Here is a 15,687-nt window from a genome sequence, read left to right as displayed (position 1 = left end):
CGTCTCAGGCCGGCGGGGTGAACACCACGGTGAAGATGGCGACCAGCGACGCCGCTGAGATGACCATCGCCCCGAGTGCCGGATCGACCGCCAGCGCGAGCACGACGCCGCAGACCGCCAGGCCCAGCGCGACCCCGACCACGCGACGCTGCCGCGCGGACATCCGGGACCATGCCGTCGACTGTCGAGCCACCCCGTCAGCGTCCCACAGAGCCGGGCGATCGGCTGGCCGGGTTGCGGCCCGACGGGCTGACGTGCCGGCCGGACACCGGTTTCGGCGCCCGGCCGGCACCCGTCCGAACTACAGGTACGGGCGGGTGATCAGCTCGATGGCGTGGCCCCCGGGGTCCTTGAAGTAGACGCCCCGGCCGCCGTGCTCGTTGTTGATCTCACCGGGTCGACGCATCTGCGGATCGGCCCAGTGCTCGACGCCCTGGTCGCACAGCCGCTGGTACGCCCGATCGAACAGGTCGTCGTCGATCAGGAACGCGTAGTGCTGCATCTGGATCTCCACCGGCGGCTCGGCGAACTGGAGCAGGACGCCGTCGGAGAGCTGCACGTTGGTGAACGGACCCCAGGACGGCGCCTCCGGCAGCTCCAGCAGCTCCCGGAAGAACCGGGCCGACGCGTGGCGGTCCCGGGCGGCGACGATGGTGTGGTTGAACGAAACGGTCATGCGGTTGACCTCACGGTGCTCGACACGAATGGGAACCATCGGTGCGCGAGCGGCGGGGAGGTCCGCGGGCCCGACCTGGCGGGTGCCCGTGGCGCACCCGTGGCGCGGTCAGACCTCCACCGGATCACCAATCCGTGCATGGCCTCGGGCCGGTCCGGTGTTCACGAACGCTGACGCTAGTCGGCCCGGTCGACAGTCGCAATCGTCACGCCGGCCGGGCCCGCCGGTCGGGAGGCGCCGCGGCGTCGTACGACTCGCGGGCGTCGAGCAGCTCGTTCCAGTGCCGCTCGGTCCAGGCGCACGCCACCGCGATCGGTTCGAGCATGCTGCGGCCCACCGGCGTCAGCTCGTACTCGACGGCGCGTCCGGGGTGGACGGTGCGGGTCACCAGACCGTCCCGTTCCAGGGCGCGCAGCGAGCCGGTGAGCACCTTCGGGGTGACGCGGCGCAGCGGCACCCGCAGCTCGGAGAAGCGCCGAGGGCCGCCTTCGAGGCAGCGGATGACGAGCGCCGCCCACTTGTCGCCGAACCGGATCGGGTTGAGCGAGGACGGGCACAGCTCGTCGAACATGTCGGCGGGCAACGGTTGCCTCATGCGGCTCACGATAGCCGGTATCCCCGAGGTAACCAGGCCCGTCGATACCGTCGGCGCACCGGCCGGGCACAGGGCTCCGGCCCTGGTGAGAGGCGTCTTCTCATGAACATCGTGATCTTCGGCGCCGGCGGTCGCGCCGGACGCCGGGCCGTGGCCGAGGCGCGGCGGCGCGGCCACCAGGTCACGGCGGTGGTACGCGACCCCGCCCGGCACCGCGACCCGACCGACGCGCCGGTGGTGGCCGGCGACGTCACCGACCCGGACAGCGTGGCGCGGGCCGCCGCCGGGCAGGACGCGGCGATCAGCGCGGCGGCGGACCTGACCGTGCCAGCGCAGGACTTCTTCCCCACGTCGTCGCGCGCACTGGCCGCCGGGCTCACCGAGGCGGGCGTACGCCGCCTGGTGGTGGTCGGTCTCGCACCGGTCCTGCCCGGGCCGTCCGGCACGCCCCTGATGGACGAGCCCGGCTACCCGAGCGAGTACCGCCCGTTCTTCCTCGGCCACGCGGCGGGCCTCGCCGAGCTGCGACACTGCGACCTCGACTGGTCGTACGTGGCGCCCGCCGGCGACTTCGACCACGACGGCGCCCGCACCGGCCGCTACGAGTTCGCCGCGCACGGCGATCCGGCCAGCCGGATCAGCTACCCGGACTTCGCGATCGCGCTGCTCGACGAGATCGAGGCGCCCGGCCACCTACGGGGGACCGCGAGCGTCCGCGAGGCGTGAGCCCCGAGCCGGCCGGGTCCCGTCCCGACGAGGCTGGTCAGTGTTCGCGGTGGAGGGCCGACAGGCCCCAGAGTTCGGCGATGCGTCCGTCGCGTACCCGGAGGAACTCCAGCATGGTCGACGGCGGCTGCCCGGGCACGCCGTGCACGCTGGTGCGGACCGCGACCCGGTCCCCCTCGACGACCATGTCCTCGACGACGACCCGGACGTCGGGGACCGCCTCGTGGAACCGCCGCCAGGCCGGGGCCACGTGCTCCGGCCCGGTGGTCCCCAGCGGATGACTGCGGAAGTCCGCCGCGAAGATCCCCGGCACGGCGTCGTAGTCACGACTGTTGAACGCCGCGTACATGCGCCGGGCCACGGCGCGCCCGTGGTCGGTCACCGGCCGTCCGGTTCGGTCGCGTTGGCCCGGACGCGTTGCAGGACGCGCCGCACGGTCTGCCGGTCGCGTGCGGTGACGCCGTCGAGCAGCCGCTCCTGGTACGCCTGGTGGGCCCGCGCCAGGTCGTCGGCCACGCGTACGCCGGTGGGGGTCAACGCGGCCAGGGTGTAGCGGTTGTCCGCCGGGTCGAGACGGCGGCCGACCAGCCCTTCGGCCTCGAACTCCTTGACCAGCCGGGTGATGCTCGCGCCGTCCACGCCCAACGCCCGCCGCAGGTCGCGGTGACTGGTCTCCCCCGCGCGTCGCAGCCGGACCAGCACCTGCACGCGCTGCGGGCTCATGCCCACGTGTCGGGCGAACGCCTGCCGCAGCTCGGCGCAGGTGCCGCCCAACTCCCGGAAGAAGGCGTCCTCGGACGTCTCGTCGGTCACGGTCTCTTTATAGCGTCAACTCTTGATAGCATCAAGAGATCGCGCGACGAGGGGGCGACCGATGACGTTGCCGGTGGCGGACCGGGTGGCGATCCACGAGCTGTTGGCCCTGCACGGGCATCTCGTGGACGCCGGCGAACTCGACCGGATGGGCGAGCTGTTCACCGCGGACGTGGTCTACGACGTGACGTCCTTCGGATTCGGCGAGTTGCACGGCCACGAGGCGATCAGAAGCGCGGCCCTCGCCCTGGGGGACCGCAATCCGGTCGGGCACCACGTCACCAACGTCCACGTGACCGAGGACGCGGACGGCACGGTCCGAGCGGTGTCGAAGGGGATCGGCATCCACGCCGACGGTTCGGTCGGCAGCGTCGTGTACGAGGACGTCGTCCGCCGCGAGGGTGCCGGGTGGCGGATCGCGCACCGGAAGGTGATCCCCCGCCGCACGCCCCTGCGACCCTGAGTCAGTCCCCCTCGACGCCGGCGGCCCGCAGAATCTGCCGGACCCGCTCGCGGCTGTAGCCGGTGCGGCGAATGAGGTCTACCTGGCGGGCGCCGGCCCGGTACTCCGCCACCATGACGCGATGCAGCTCGACGCGGGCCGCCTCGACCCGGGCGCGAGCCTCGGCCTTGATCTGCCGGGCGGCCTGCGCGGCACGCTCATCAGCACCGGGTAGCGCCTCTTCGGCGTCCCGTAGTGCCCGCATGGCCCCATCGAGATCCACTAGGCCATCTTCGCCGGCAGCCCTTTGGGCCAACTGTTGCGGGGCACAGGTTAGGCCAAATGAGTTGATGCATGATTGGGCCTAACTCCCGTAGAGTCAGCTTGGCTTGGAGAGAGCCGCCCTCGGCTCGCGTCGGGAACGCTGGTCGTGGCCTTGATCGCATCGGAGGTACGCACCATGCGCGATCTACCGTTCAGGCTGGCTGATTGTGGAGCACCGGCGGTTGGTCGAATCGAGATCTACAGCGACCTCCTCACCGAGTCGCTGGACGGCGTCGCCTACGTCTGTCGCACCCACCCGGAGGCGGCGGCGCGCGCCATCACGGCAGCCGGCTTGACCGCGTCCATGTCATGGAACCTGCCGCCCGGCGTGGTGCGGATGTGCGGACACGTTCACCTCTTCCCCACCGGCATGTTGGGGGCGGACGACCGGCATCCCCGGTGGTGCGACCGGCACGACTGCGCCCAGCGGGGAGAGCACCGGTCACGGACATCAGAGATCAACACCAGCCGGCCGGAGGCGTACCTGGTCGCCGTGGCGCTGGTGCAGGCCGGTCACGCCGCTGCCGAACCAGTGGTGATACTGAGCGCGACCGACGACACCGGAGGCGCCCAGGTGGCGTTGTCGATCGCTCAGGTACGCGCGTTGCGGTACCGGCTGGGCAAGTCGCTCGACGCCGCTGGGCGCAGCCGGAGATGACTGCCGCCGACTGCGACTGGCCCGGTCGCCACGGTCAGGGACGAGATGGCGGCTGGCCCGAGCAGACCTCAGCGCCCGGCGGCCTCCCGCGCGTTCCGCTCCACCATGTCCCGATGCTCAGCCATGGCCGCCGGGTCCAGGGCCGGCACGTTCGTCATGGTGGGGAGCAGACCGACCGCGCCGTCGATCAGCTCGCGGACGATGTCGGCGTGACCGGCGTGACGCTGCGTCTCGGCGGTCACGTGCACCAGGACATGGTGCAGCGTCACCTCGCCGCCGTCACCCCACCACGGCACCCGGCCGACCGCGTCCAGCGGCAACGCCTCGATCGTGGCGTCCGCGTGCGCCCAGGACCGCCGGTACAGCTCGACAACGGACTCGCGCGACTCGGTCGGCAGGGCCCACGCCTCCCACGTCTCCTCACCCGCCGGCCACTGTGCAACGGCGTCGCTCGGCCGACCGAAGGTCTCACCGAAGTAGCCGAACTCGCCTCGGGCCAGGTGCTTGACCAGGCCCAGCAGGTTCGTGCCGGTGGGCGTCAGCGGGCGGCGGATGTCGTACTCGTCCAGCCCGTCGAGCTTCCACACCAGCACGCTGCGCGCCCCGCGTAGGTAGTCGAGCAGGTCGGCCTTGGGGTCGGAGATCGCCATGGCGGACAGCATGCGGCATCCGACTCCGGCGGCGCAGCCCCGGCCCCGACGATCGCCGCTAGGGTGGGTCGGTGGCTGAGCTGCTGGCGATCGTGCTGGTCGTCGGTGTCCTGGCGGCCGTCCTGGGGACTCTCGCGTGGCTGGCGGCCCGGGTCCGTCGCCGGGGCGTCGGCGACAACGTGATGGGGCCGTTCGAGGAGATCTGGCACCTCTCGTCGTAGGCAGACAGCGGCCACGACTGCCGCCCGTCACCGACGAAGGTCGATCCCCCGGGGCAGTGCGGTCTGCCCGCTCTCGGTAGCATCTCCATGTTTTTGCCTACAACGGGGAGGACCATCCACGTGCGATGGAAGTTGTCGGCCGGCGTCCTGGTGGCGCTGGCCTTTCTGATTCCGGCGGCGCCGGCTCAGGCTCAGGTGCCCGGATTGGACCCGGCCTGCCAGACGGTCGAGCGCAAGGTCTACAAGGACTTCCGCGAGCTCATCACCATCGATGTGGACACCGCTACCAACACCGAGTTGCGGTTGTTGGCCTACCGGCTCCTGGCCGAGGCGAGCGCCGAATCGTTGCCCGTTCTCCCCAAGGCCATCGAGGACCGGCTGAACGGCACCGCGGATGAGCTGCGTGCGTTCCTCAAGTCGGACGTGCAGGGCCGTTGGCAGACGGACCTACGCGTCAAGACGAACCAGGCCATGACCGGCGCCGGTCCCAACGTGCGGGCCGCGACGCAGAAGGCCCTCGACGACGGGTCCATCGACGTCCTCCTGGCCTTCCTGAACACCGGCCTGCACGACGCCCGTGCGCTCGACTGCGCGGCTCAGCCGACTCCGACGGCGACGCCGACGGTTCAGCCCACGCCGACGGCGACCGCCACGCCCAGCGCCTCGACGACGGTCGTGCCGACCGCTGCCCCCTCCGTCAGCCCGGGTGCCCCCGGCGGCGAGGGTGGCGAGGGCGGCGGGCTGCCGGTGACCGGTTCCGACACCGCGACCGTGGCCGGCATCGGCGGCACGCTGCTGCTCCTCGGTGGCGTGGGCTACGTGATCGGGCGCCGGCGCCGCGCCCGCTTCGTGGCATAGCTCGCGCGACGGAGTGACGCCCCGGCAGTCAGGCCAGCGGGGCGGGGGCGCGGGTTCATGGGCGGTGTCCGCCTGACAGGAAGCGGCCCCGGCGAGTGCCGGGGCCGCTGATGTGTCGGGTGGTGGCCGCGGGACCACCTCCCATGAGGTTCTGTAGCTTGCCTCAATAGGCCCATAGCAGACGCTGCTGCGGCTTCCGTCCACCCCGACGTGCCACAATCCCCACCGCCGCCAACCCTAACGTGGCAAACGGGCACAGCAGAATCGGCAGCGCGACCAGCACCGTACCCGTCACGACCAGGCCGAGCACTCCGGCGGTGATCCTCGCGGAGGTGCGAGCGTTGTCGCCCAGCAGTGGCCAGCGGGCTGCGGATGGCCGCTAGCTTGGCTGCCACCGATACTCGCCATACGGCATGGCCGGGTCAGCGATGCGCTGGCGAGGCGCCGGCAACGGCACGTATCCGTCCACGATGACCTCCTCAAGCAGGCAACCGCCCTCGACCGTGAAGGGCGGCTGCGTGAAGCCCGCCCAACTGGCGGACGGGATCCGGTTACAGGACCTTGATGGAGTCGACGCGCAGCAGCGGAACCGTCGTCTCCCCGCCGATCTGGGTGTCGTACGAGAACGACCCGAGCACGGTCACCTTCGCCTGAAACTCGTCGTCCTGCACCAGGTCGGAGAGCCGGCCGGCGTCGCCCTGCAACAGGGTGTTCGTGTCGTACTCAAACTCGTAGGTGAGGTTCCGGCCGCCGACGTTGGCGCGGAACGCGTCGGTGCCGGTCGCGGCGTCGAACTGGGTGACCTGCCCGTACACGACGTACGTGCGGCCGGTGTAGCTGTCCGGGTTTTTGGCGATGAGTTTCCACTGCCGCTCGGTGAGCTTCCCGTACACAACCGGCTTCGGCTTGGCCGGCGGGGTGGTCCTCGTCGGGGCGGGTTTGCTGCTCGCCGCCGCGGCGGGAGTGGCCGGGGCAACGGTTGGGGGTACCGCGGTGGTGGGTGCCGCCGTTGCTGTGGCCGTGGGTGTGCTCACGCTCGGGCTGGTCTGAGCGGCGGGCTTGCTGTCGTCGAGGGCGGCACCGATCGCGCCCGCACCGCAGCAAAGGAGGACGAGCACCCCCAGACCGCCGGCTATCCACACCAGCGGGTTCCGCCGCTTGCCGCCGGGGGCAGGCGGGGAGGCGAAGGTGAGAGGCTGCGTTGGCGGTTGGGCGGTCGTCGACCACCTGCCCGCAGCACGGGTCCTCCGCACGGAGCAGTCGGTTTCCCGGGCGGTCCCCCATGCCGAGGTCGTAGATCCCGGCACGCAGCGCAGGCATCGGACGGGGAACGTCATGGCGACGGTTGCCACCTCGGCCGGGCCGTTGGGGACCGGAGTTCAGGCGCGTGGGCGTGGTGTCGGCTGTGCCGGTAGGCACCTTCGGCGCGGGCGTCGCGGGCCCGCGCCGCGAGCGGGTGGTTGGGTGCTCTGTCTGACACGTGCATCGACAGCCAAGAGGCCCCGGACCTGCGAGAGGTCCGGGGCGTGCGGTGAAGATCAGGCGGCGACTTCGTGGTCCGGTTTGACGCCAGACTTCTCGCCCTTGTTGCTCTTACTTGCGCGGCCGGTTACCACCTTGCGGCTGGCCACCTTGGCTGGTGCCTTTTTCGGCGCCAGCTGCGACACCCGCTGAGCGGAGATGCCGAGCAGGGCACCCGCGTCGCGGACTGTGTAACCCTTGTCGAGCAGCGTTCGGGCCGCAGCGACGGTGGCCTTGTCGGCAGACTGTTCGGCCTCGCGCAGCGCGATACGCGCCTTGCGCGCTCTGGTGACTTCCCTCGGGACTTCGGGCTGCACCTCCACGTCAAAACTGTCGGGCTTGACGTCGAGCATGAGCGCGATCGCTTCCCGTGCCATCTTTTCGACCTGGTCCAGGCGGCGGGCCTGAGAGAAGACGCCCGTGATCTCCGGGACGGTGATGGCCCACCAGCCGCCGGAGCGGACACACGTTGCGGTGTACTTCATCGGCGGTAGTCCCTTCTACCTCAAGCCGAGAGAGCGCAGGATGCCCCGCGCGGTGAGTTCGTTGATCTCCTTGTGTCGGGGTATGACGACGTTCTGCGAGCCGTACCGGTAGATGGTGTGGCTGCCTCCTTCGCGAAGCTTCTCGAAGGTGATGCCCGCGTCGGCGGCGGCCTTGCCGATCCGGTTGATCAGGTCGGTTCGCTTCACGTGGTAAGTCTAGTGTAGTAGACAATGACAGTAAAGCAGGCTTGACTTGATGACATGGGAGCGCCCGCCTGAACGAGGACTTCCAGCCGACGCCGAAAGTTCACTGCGAATCGAATGCTGCTACCGCGCCGGCGACACGTCACGCAACGAGCGCACCGCCTGGCTAGCGGGCGAGGTGGGCAATCGCGATGCTGCACGGCGAAGGCCTGGTTGCAACCCGCCAAGGGCTCACTTCACGAGTGCGATCGGTGGTCGACACGCAACCGTCGGAGCCGGCGCCTGCCGTGCACCGAGAGCTCCTTTTAGATGATCTTTAGACGGACTTTTGCACTGGTGGGGCGGGCGGGGTTCGAACCCGCGACCGAGGGATTATGAGTCCCCTGCTCTAACCGGCTGAGCTACCGCCCCGTCACCGCGCGTCGGATCGTAACCCGCCGATCGATCACCGGCCACGACGGCGTACGCCGCCGCCATGCCCACGACGAGCAACGTGAGGATAACAGCGAGCAGCGGAGCGCCGAATCAACCCCGCAACTCGTCGAGCACCGCGCCGGCGGTGCGCCAGCCACTGGCCAACGCGCCCTGGATGGACGGGCTGTCCCGGTGGTCGCCGGCCACGAACAGGCCGTCGCCGAGCGCCACCGGCTTGCGCAGCCGGCCCTGCGGCGGCAGGGCGGCCGGCAGCGCGTCGGGCACCGGGACGGTGGTGAGGTGGGTCCAGTCGGCGGTGGACCGGCCGTAGAGGCGGTCCAGCTCGCGGCGGATCACCGGCTCGGGCGGGGCCTGCGGGCCGACCACGGACGTGGCCACCAGGTGCTGGCCGGCCGGCGCGTACGAGGGGGCGGCGTTGCTGATCACCACCGTGTTGACGACCAGCTCCCGGCGGTCGCCGTCGAGCAGCAGGATCGGCTCGTCCAGCGGCGGTGCGTCGGTGCGGTGGTAGTAGGTGGTGTACGCGTGCATGCGTACCCGCTCGACGGCCGGCAGCAGCGTGGCCGCCGCCGGCGGGTCGGCGGCGACCACGACGGCGCGGCAGGTGATCTCGCCGGCCTCGGTGCGGACCCGGCCGGGCGCGACGCCGGTGACCGGCGCGCGCAGCGTGATCTGCTCGGCGGGCAGCGGCGCGGCGACGGCTCGGGGCAGCGCGCCCATACCCTGCGCGGGCAGGCCGATCCGGCCCCTGGCGAACGAGCGCAGGATCATCGCGAACACGTGGCTGGAGGTGGCCAGCTCGCGGTCGAGCAGCACGCCGGCCAGGAACGGCCGGATCAGCTCCTCGATGATCGCGTCGGAGAGCCCGGCCCGCCGTAGCGCCGTCTCGGTGCTGGTCTCCGTGGCGTCGAGCAGCCGCCCGACGGGCAGCGTGGCGCAGCCGGCGGCGAGCGCGGCCAGGCGCAGCCGGTCGCGCAGCGACCCGACGCCGGCGGTCAACGCGCCGGGCGCGCCGGTGGGCTCGCGCAGCGGGTTGACCAGCCGGGCCAGTCGGTCGCCGCGACGGACCAGCACGCCGGAGGTGAACCAGCCCAGGTCGAGCGCGTCGAGGTCGAGCAGCGCGCCGAGCCGGGGGTAGGCGGTGTTGAGCACCTGGAAGCCGCGGTCCAGCAGGAAGCCGTCGACCTCGTCGGTGGCGACCCGGCCGCCGAGCCGGTCGCCGGCCTCCAGCAGTCGCCACGACACGCCGGCGCGGTGCAGCCGGCGGGCGGCGGCGAGGCCGGCCAGGCCGCCGCCGACGATCACCACGTCGGTGTCAGGCACGGTCCACCCCCGCTCCGGCCCGGTCGCCGTCGCGGTGCGACCGGGACAGGCGGCTGGGCCACCACACCTTCGGCCCGATGTCGTACGCGAGCGCGGGCACCAGCAGCGAGCGGACCACGATGGTGTCGAGCAGCACCCCGACGGCGACCGCCACGCCCAGCTCCACCAGCACGACGAGCGGCAGCACGGCGAGCGCGGAGAACGTGGCGGCGAGCACGATGCCGGCGGAGGTGATGACGCCGCCGGTGACCGCCAGGCCGGCCAGCACCCCGGCGCGGGTGCCGCGGCGCACCGACTCCTCGCGGACGCGGCTCATCAGGAAGATGTTGTAGTCGATGCCGAGCGCGACCAGGAACACGAAGGCGAACAGCGGGAAGGACTGGTCGACGCCGGGGAAGTCGAAGACGTACTTGAACAGCAAGGCGCAGAGGCCGAGCGTGGCCAGGAACGACAGCACCACGGTGGCGATCAGCAGCACCGGGGCGACCAGGGCGCGCAGCAGCAGCGCCAGGATGATCGCGATGACCAGCAGCACCACCGGGATGATCACGTTGCGGTCCCGGACGGACGCGTCGGCGGTGTCCACGTTGATGGCGGTGAAGCCGCCGACCACGGCGTCCGCCCCGGGCACCGCGTGCACGGCCTCGCGCAGGTCCCGGATGGTCTGTTCGGCGCCGTTGCTGTCGGGCGGGTCGGCGAGCGTGACGTTGAGCTGCACCCGGCCGTCGACCACCTTGGGCGGGGCGTTCGGGTCGGGTGGCGCGTTCTGGCCCTGCTGGCCGAGCGGCGCCACCGAGGCGACGCCCTTGACGCCCTGCGCCACCTGGGCGACCCGCTGCGCGGCGGCCTGTTCGGTGAAGATGGTGGCCGGGCTGCCGGTGCCGGCCGGGAAGTGCTTGTCGATGACCTCCTGGCCGGCCACCGAGTCGGTGCGCTGGGTGAAGAGCTGGGACTGGCCGAGCGTGGTGGCGCCGAGCTGGGTCACCCCGATCGCGAGGGCCGCCAGCACCACGGCGGTGACGATCCAGACGGTACGCGCGCGGCGCGCCACGAAGCCGGCGATCCGCCCCCAGAGGCCGTGCTCGGTACGCGGGTCGGCGTCGTCGTGCCGGGGTCGCCGGGGCCAGAACGCCCACCGGCCGCCGAGCACCAGCAGGGCGGGCAGGAACGTCAGCATCACCAGCAGCGTGGCGGCGATGCCGACGGCGCTGACCGGGCCGAGCGCCCGGTTGGAGTTGAGGCTGGACAGCAGCAGGCAGAGCAGGCTGACGATGACGGTGGCGCCGGAGGCGATGATGGCCGGGGCGGCGCCCTTCCAGGCGGCCTTCATCGCGTCCCAGGGGCGTTCGTGCCGGTGCAGTTCCTCCCGGTAGCGGGCGATGAGCAGCAGCGCGTAGTCGGTGCCGGCGCCGAAGACGAGCACGGTGAGGATGCCCTGCGCCTGCCCGTTGAGCTTGACCACGTCGTGCTTGGCGAGCTGGTAGACGACGACGGCGGCCAGCGAGTACGACATCCCGGCGGCCAGCAGCGGGAAGACCCAGAGCACCGGGCTGCGGTAGACGATCAGCAGGATGATCAGCACCACGACCAGGGTGACCAGCAGCAGTGGCCCGTCGATGGCGGAGAACACCTCGATCAGGTCGCCGAGCAGGCCGGCCGGGCCGGCCACGTCGACGGTGAGCCCGTCGCGGTCCGGGCCGGTGATGGCCCGCAGTTGGTCGACCACGCTGCGGATCTGTTCGCCCTCGGCGCTGTCGATCGGGACGATCACCTGGGCGGCCTGCTTGTCCTGGCTGACGACCGGCGGTGGCAGCGGGCCGACCACGCCGGGCACCTGGGCGAAGCGGGCCGCGTCGGCCTGGATGCGCTGCTGGTCGGCGGCGGTGATGCCGCTGGTGCGCTCGTAGACGACCAGGGCCGGGGTGGTCTCCCGGTCGACGAAGCCGGCAGCGAGGTCCTGGGCGCGGGTGGCCTCGGCGTCGGCCGGGAGGAAGGACGCGTTGTCGTTGGTGGCGACGTCGCCGAGCTTGCCGGCGTACGGGCCGGCGACGCCGCCGACGATCAGCCAGCCGAGCACCACCGCCACCGCGATCAGCGTCGCGGTCCAGCGGCTGCGTCCTGCGGCCATCTCCACCACCCTCGGATCGACGCAAAAATCGACGCAGCGGGAGTCTAAGTCGACCCCGACCATCCTGCCGTCCGAAGCGGCGTTCGCGGGCGGAAACCGGGCGGCCGTACGGGAACCGGCAATGAGAAACGCCCGTCGGCGTGGCCGACGGGCGTGAGGTGGAGCGAAGCTCCCCCGATTGGACTCGAACCAATAACCTGCCGGTTAACAGCCGGCTGCTCTGCCAATTGAGCTACAGGGGACCGTGCACCGCCCGACTCGGATCTTCCCCGCGCCGTGCGACGGGAAAAGAATACAGGACATCGGGGGGTGGCGCGCCAGGGGGTTTGCCGGCGGCGCAGAATCGGGATAAATCGTCATCTCGGCACAGGGAGGCATGAGCGGCGAGCAGGATGGGTAGTTAGCCACCAACAGAGTTCAGGGACGGAAGGAGCCGCCATGCGCGGAAAGATCATGTTTCTTGGCGGGCTGGCAGCGGGGTTCGTCCTGGGCGCCCGTGCCGGCCGCGAGAAGTACGAGGAGCTGGTGGTCCGCGGGCGTAAGGTGCTCGACCACCCGACCGTCCAGGAGGCGGCCGGCGTCGCGCAGGCTCAGGCGACCCGGCTCTACTCCGAGGGCAAGGACAAGCTCGGCCAGACCAAGATCGGCGAGAAGATCTCGACCGGCAACGGCAGCAAGCCGGGGCTGAGCGACGCCGACAAGCCGTTCGCCGGCACGCCGGCCGCGGTGGGCAGCAAGGCCGGCACCACCGGCACGGGCTCGACCGGCGTGACCGGTTCGACCACGACCGGCACGAGCACCAAGCCCAACGGCACGAGCAGCACCCTCTGACACAGACGGACAGCGGGCCGGCTCACCCTCGGGTGACCGGCCCGCTCCGGTGTGCCCTCCCCACACGTCACGCCGCCGTGACGCCGGTGTGGCAGATTCTCCGGTGGGGAGGTGGACGATCACATGACGATGGTCGGACCGGAGACCGCGGATCAGGCGCGGCTGCTGCGACTGCTGCGCGACGACGGCCCCCGGTCCCGGGTCGAGCTGGTCGACGTCCTCGGCCTGCCCCGGGCGCGGTTCGCCGCCGAGGCGGACCGGCTGGCCGCGCAGGGCCTGGTGGAGACCGCCGGGCCGGCCGCGTCCCGGGGTGGTCGCCGCTCGTCGCTGCTGCGGGTCGGCGCGCAGGTGCGCTTCGGCGCGGTGCGCGTCGGCGACGGCCGGCTGCGGGTCGCGCTCACCGACGGTGAACTGAACCCGCTCACCCGGATCGACGAGCCGGTCGACGTGCGGCTCGGCCCCGAGGTGGTGGTCGGCCGGGCGGTCGAGCTGCTCGGCAAGCTGCGGGCCGAGGCCGGGCTGACCCGGCTGACCGGCGTCGGGGTGGCGCTGCCCGCGCCGGTGGCGGTCAGCGACGGCACACCCGTCTCCCCGCCCGCGCTGCCCGGCTGGCACCGGTTCCCGGTACGCGACACGCTCGCCGCCGAGCTGGGCTGCCCGGTGCACGTCGACAACGACGCGAACGCGATGGCGCTCGGCGAGTCGCACGCCGGCACCGGCCGCCCGTTCGACGACTTCCTGTACGTCAAGCTCGGCGACGCGATCGGCTGCGGGCTGGTGCTCGGCGGCTCGCTCCACCGGGGCGCGACAAACGGCGCCGGCGACATCGGGCACCTCCAGCTGACCGAGGACGGGCCGCTCTGCGGCTGCGGCAACACCGGCTGCGTCGAGGCGTACTGCGGGGATGCCGCCCTGGTCCGGGAGGCGGTGACGGCCGCGCGGGCCGGGCGCTCGACGGTGCTGGCGGAGCGGCTCGCGGCGGCCGGCGCGCTGACGGTGGCGGACGTGGCCGCGGCGGCGACCGCTGGCGATCCGGCGGCGCAGACGCTGGTCCGGGACGCCGCCCGCCGGCTCGGGCAGGTGCTGGTCGGGCTGGTCAGCTTCGTCAACCCGGCCATCGTCATCATCGGCGGCGCGGCGCCCGGCATCGGGCCGGTCCTGCTCGCCGAGATCCGGGGCGTGGTCTACCGGCGCTCCGCGCCGCTGGCCACCGGCAGCATGCCGATCGTCCTGTCCGACCTCGACGACCGCGCCGCCCTGATCGGCGCGGCCCGCCTGATCAGCGACCAGGTGTTCACCACCCGTTGACGCGGTGCGACGCCGCTCGTTTGCCTCTCGCGTCCTACGAACTTGATGGCGCAGGTGGGTCACGACGACAGGGCAGGCCAGGGGGCAATGGCAGCGGCCGGACCAGCGAGACCCGGGCGGCCGGCGGCGGGCCCAGCGGGGCCGCGACAACCACCGGACCAGGGAGCTACGGCAACCGCCGGGCGAGGGGGCAGGGCGGCGGGCGGGCGGGGCGTGGCGGTTGGCGACTCGTCTGTGCCATCAAGGTTGTAGGCCCCGCGAGGAATGCCCCGGGGCCGCGCCAGGCTGCCGCGGCCGACGTGCCGGAGGGGCACGTCGGCCGGGCCGAGGGTGTCAGTCGCGGCTGCTGAAGGCGGCGTCGAACGCGGCGGACGGGGCGTCGAAGGCGAGGCGGCGGACGAACTGGAGCGCCTCCGGCGCGCCGACCAGGCGGTCCATGCCGGCGTCCTCCCACTCGATCGAGATCGGGCCGTCGTAACCGATCGCGTTCAACGCCCGGAAGCAGTCCTCCCACGGCACGTCGCCGTGGCCGGTGGAGACGAAGTCCCAGCCGCGCCGCAGGTCGGCCCAGGGCAGGTGGGAGGCGAGCCGGCCACGCCGGCCGTCGCCGGTGCGGACCTTCGCGTCCTTGCAGTCCACGTGGTAGATCCGGTCGGCGAAGTCGAAGATGAAGTTCACCGGGTCCAGCTCCTGCCAGACGAAGTGCGACGGGTCCCAGTTGAGCCCGAACGCCGCCCGGTGCCCGATCGCCTCCAGCGTGCGCTTCGTGGTCCAGTAGTCGTACGCGATCTCGCTGGGGTGCACCTCGTGCGCGAAGCGCACGCCCACCTCGTCGAAGACGTCCAGGATCGGGTTCCACCGGTCGGCGAAGTCCTGGTAGCCACGCTCGATCATGGCGGGCGGCACCGGCGGGAACATCGCCAGCGTGTGCCAGATGGACGAGCCGGTGAAGCCGACGACGGTGCGTACGCCGAGCTTCGCCGCGGCCCGCGCGGTGTCCTTCATCTCCTCGGCGGCGCGGCGGCGCACCCCTTCCGGCTCGCCGTCGCCCCAGATCCGGGCCGGCAGGATGTCCTGGTGCCGCTCGTCGATCGGGTGGTCGCAGACCGCCTGCCCGACCAGGTGGTTGGAGATGGTGAAGACCTGGAGGTTGTGCTTGGCGAGCGTGTCCCGCTTCCGCTCGACGTACGAGTCGTCGGCGAGCGCCTTGTCGACCTCGAAGTGGTCACCCCAGCAGGCGATCTCCAGGCCGTCGTAGCCCCACTCGGCGGCGAGCCGGCAGACCTCGTCGAACGGAAGGTCGGCCCACTGGCCGGTGAAGAGCGTGATGGGTCGCGCCATTGTCGTTCTCCCCTGTCGTGATGGGGGATTCCGTTGCGGGCCGGGGCGAGGGCGACCGGGGACGGCGACGGCCGGCACCGGTGGACGCGTGAGCGTCTGCGCCCGACGGGTTGCGCCTCCCGACGGGTCACCGGCCACCTCGCGGTCG

20 protein-coding genes and 2 tRNA genes are annotated in these 15,687 nt (G+C 71.9%); 7 read left to right on the top strand and 15 right to left on the bottom strand.

Annotated elements, in window-relative coordinates:
• Positions 1–4: 4 nt before the first annotated feature.
• The 3 genes from ACLQ2W_RS18860 to ACLQ2W_RS18850 form a co-directional block, all read right to left on the bottom strand.
• On the bottom strand, positions 5–163 hold the full coding sequence (locus ACLQ2W_RS18860; protein ID WP_425787559.1) for a hypothetical protein: 159 nt from the start codon (positions 161–163) through the stop codon (positions 5–7).
• Positions 164–301: 138 nt separating this feature from the next.
• A complete protein-coding gene (locus ACLQ2W_RS18855) occupies positions 302–676 on the bottom strand; it encodes a VOC family protein (RefSeq protein ID WP_405090749.1) in 375 nt (124 codons plus the stop codon).
• A gap of 205 nt (positions 677–881) precedes the next feature.
• Complete coding sequence (locus ACLQ2W_RS18850; protein ID WP_425787558.1) at positions 882–1,271, bottom strand: winged helix-turn-helix transcriptional regulator; 390 nt, start codon at positions 1,269–1,271, stop codon at positions 882–884.
• 102 nt (positions 1,272–1,373) lie between these two features.
• Here ACLQ2W_RS18850 and ACLQ2W_RS18845 point away from each other — a divergent pair, with 102 nt between their 5' ends.
• The gene (locus tag ACLQ2W_RS18845; protein WP_425787557.1) at positions 1,374–1,997 is read left to right on the top strand and encodes an NAD(P)-dependent oxidoreductase; all 624 of its coding nucleotides are present in this window, start codon (positions 1,374–1,376) and stop codon (positions 1,995–1,997) included.
• Between the two features lie 37 nt (positions 1,998–2,034).
• Here the strand turns inward: ACLQ2W_RS18845 and ACLQ2W_RS18840 are convergent, their stop codons facing one another.
• Positions 2,035–2,379 carry a nuclear transport factor 2 family protein gene (locus tag ACLQ2W_RS18840; protein WP_425787556.1) on the bottom strand — a complete coding sequence of 115 codons (345 nt, stop codon included), beginning with the start codon at positions 2,377–2,379 and terminating at the stop codon, positions 2,035–2,037.
• On the bottom strand, positions 2,376–2,810 hold the full coding sequence (locus tag ACLQ2W_RS18835; protein ID WP_425787555.1) for a MarR family winged helix-turn-helix transcriptional regulator: 435 nt from the start codon (positions 2,808–2,810) through the stop codon (positions 2,376–2,378). The genes ACLQ2W_RS18840 and ACLQ2W_RS18835 overlap by 4 nt, the downstream gene beginning before the upstream one ends.
• 61 nt (positions 2,811–2,871) lie before the next feature.
• On the opposite strand from ACLQ2W_RS18835, the gene ACLQ2W_RS18830 reads away from it, so the two are divergent.
• Positions 2,872–3,273 carry a nuclear transport factor 2 family protein gene (locus tag ACLQ2W_RS18830; RefSeq protein ID WP_425787554.1) on the top strand — a complete coding sequence of 134 codons (402 nt, stop codon included), beginning with the start codon at positions 2,872–2,874 and terminating at the stop codon, positions 3,271–3,273.
• 1 nt (position 3,274) lies between these two features.
• Here ACLQ2W_RS18830 and ACLQ2W_RS18825 read toward each other — a convergent pair whose 3' ends face one another.
• On the bottom strand, positions 3,275–3,517 hold the full coding sequence (locus tag ACLQ2W_RS18825) for a hypothetical protein (RefSeq protein ID WP_405090755.1): 243 nt from the start codon (positions 3,515–3,517) through the stop codon (positions 3,275–3,277).
• A gap of 195 nt (positions 3,518–3,712) precedes the next feature.
• Between ACLQ2W_RS18825 and ACLQ2W_RS18820 the strand changes: the two genes are divergently transcribed.
• Positions 3,713–4,234 (top strand): hypothetical protein, encoded by a 522-nt coding sequence (locus ACLQ2W_RS18820; protein WP_425787553.1) that lies wholly within the window; start codon positions 3,713–3,715, stop codon positions 4,232–4,234.
• A gap of 68 nt (positions 4,235–4,302) precedes the next feature.
• On the opposite strand, the gene ACLQ2W_RS18815 is transcribed toward ACLQ2W_RS18820, so the two are convergent.
• Positions 4,303–4,884: a DinB family protein gene (locus tag ACLQ2W_RS18815; RefSeq protein WP_425787552.1), complete on the bottom strand. Its 582-nt coding sequence runs from the start codon at positions 4,882–4,884 to the stop codon at positions 4,303–4,305.
• A gap of 71 nt (positions 4,885–4,955) precedes the next feature.
• On the opposite strand from ACLQ2W_RS18815, the gene ACLQ2W_RS18810 reads away from it, so the two are divergent.
• Positions 4,956–5,105, top strand: a complete 150-nt coding sequence (locus tag ACLQ2W_RS18810) for a hypothetical protein (RefSeq protein WP_425787551.1) — start codon at positions 4,956–4,958, stop codon at positions 5,103–5,105.
• Between the two features lie 120 nt (positions 5,106–5,225).
• Complete coding sequence (locus ACLQ2W_RS18805; protein ID WP_425787872.1) at positions 5,226–5,963, top strand: LPXTG cell wall anchor domain-containing protein; 738 nt, start codon at positions 5,226–5,228, stop codon at positions 5,961–5,963.
• Positions 5,964–6,514: 551 nt separating this feature from the next.
• On the opposite strand, the gene ACLQ2W_RS18800 is transcribed toward ACLQ2W_RS18805, so the two are convergent.
• The 7 genes from ACLQ2W_RS18800 to ACLQ2W_RS18770 all read right to left on the bottom strand — a co-directional run bounded on the left by ACLQ2W_RS18800 (position 6,515) and on the right by ACLQ2W_RS18770 (position 12,301).
• Entirely contained in the window at positions 6,515–6,997 is a 483-nt protein-coding gene (locus ACLQ2W_RS18800; RefSeq protein WP_343445680.1) for a hypothetical protein, read from the bottom strand.
• A gap of 504 nt (positions 6,998–7,501) precedes the next feature.
• Complete coding sequence (locus ACLQ2W_RS18795; protein ID WP_425787550.1) at positions 7,502–7,969, bottom strand: type II toxin-antitoxin system HicB family antitoxin; 468 nt, start codon at positions 7,967–7,969, stop codon at positions 7,502–7,504.
• Between the two features lie 15 nt (positions 7,970–7,984).
• On the bottom strand, positions 7,985–8,176 hold the full coding sequence (locus ACLQ2W_RS18790) for a type II toxin-antitoxin system HicA family toxin (protein ID WP_343445677.1): 192 nt from the start codon (positions 8,174–8,176) through the stop codon (positions 7,985–7,987).
• Positions 8,177–8,507: 331 nt separating this feature from the next.
• Positions 8,508–8,584: transfer RNA gene (locus ACLQ2W_RS18785), tRNA-Ile, on the bottom strand.
• Between the two features lie 114 nt (positions 8,585–8,698).
• The gene (locus ACLQ2W_RS18780; RefSeq protein WP_425787549.1) at positions 8,699–9,931 is read right to left on the bottom strand and encodes an FAD-dependent oxidoreductase; all 1,233 of its coding nucleotides are present in this window, start codon (positions 9,929–9,931) and stop codon (positions 8,699–8,701) included.
• A complete protein-coding gene (locus ACLQ2W_RS18775) occupies positions 9,924–12,059 on the bottom strand; it encodes an MMPL family transporter (RefSeq protein ID WP_425787548.1) in 2,136 nt (711 codons plus the stop codon). Before ACLQ2W_RS18775 ends, ACLQ2W_RS18780 begins: the two co-directional genes overlap by 8 nt.
• Before the next feature lie 169 nt (positions 12,060–12,228).
• Positions 12,229–12,301, bottom strand: a tRNA-Asn gene (locus tag ACLQ2W_RS18770).
• A 196-nt stretch (positions 12,302–12,497) separates the two neighbouring features.
• Here ACLQ2W_RS18770 and ACLQ2W_RS18765 point away from each other — a divergent pair.
• Together ACLQ2W_RS18765 and ACLQ2W_RS18760 are read left to right on the top strand one after the other, a co-directional pair.
• Positions 12,498–12,890, top strand: a complete 393-nt coding sequence (locus ACLQ2W_RS18765; protein WP_107155776.1) for a hypothetical protein — start codon at positions 12,498–12,500, stop codon at positions 12,888–12,890.
• Positions 12,891–13,013: 123 nt separating this feature from the next.
• On the top strand, positions 13,014–14,198 hold the full coding sequence (locus ACLQ2W_RS18760) for an ROK family transcriptional regulator (protein WP_425787547.1): 1,185 nt from the start codon (positions 13,014–13,016) through the stop codon (positions 14,196–14,198).
• 333 nt (positions 14,199–14,531) lie between these two features.
• Here ACLQ2W_RS18760 and ACLQ2W_RS18755 read toward each other — a convergent pair whose 3' ends face one another.
• Positions 14,532–15,539, bottom strand: a complete 1,008-nt coding sequence (locus ACLQ2W_RS18755; protein ID WP_425787546.1) for a sugar phosphate isomerase/epimerase family protein — start codon at positions 15,537–15,539, stop codon at positions 14,532–14,534.
• Positions 15,540–15,687 lie beyond the last annotated feature (148 nt).

Source organism: Micromonospora sp. DT227, assembly GCF_049841835.1.
In the GTDB taxonomy this organism is placed as follows: domain Bacteria; phylum Actinomycetota; class Actinomycetes; order Mycobacteriales; family Micromonosporaceae; genus Micromonospora.
The sequence above is the reverse complement of the archived record's forward strand: the minus strand, read 5'-3'. Positions and strand labels throughout refer to the sequence as shown.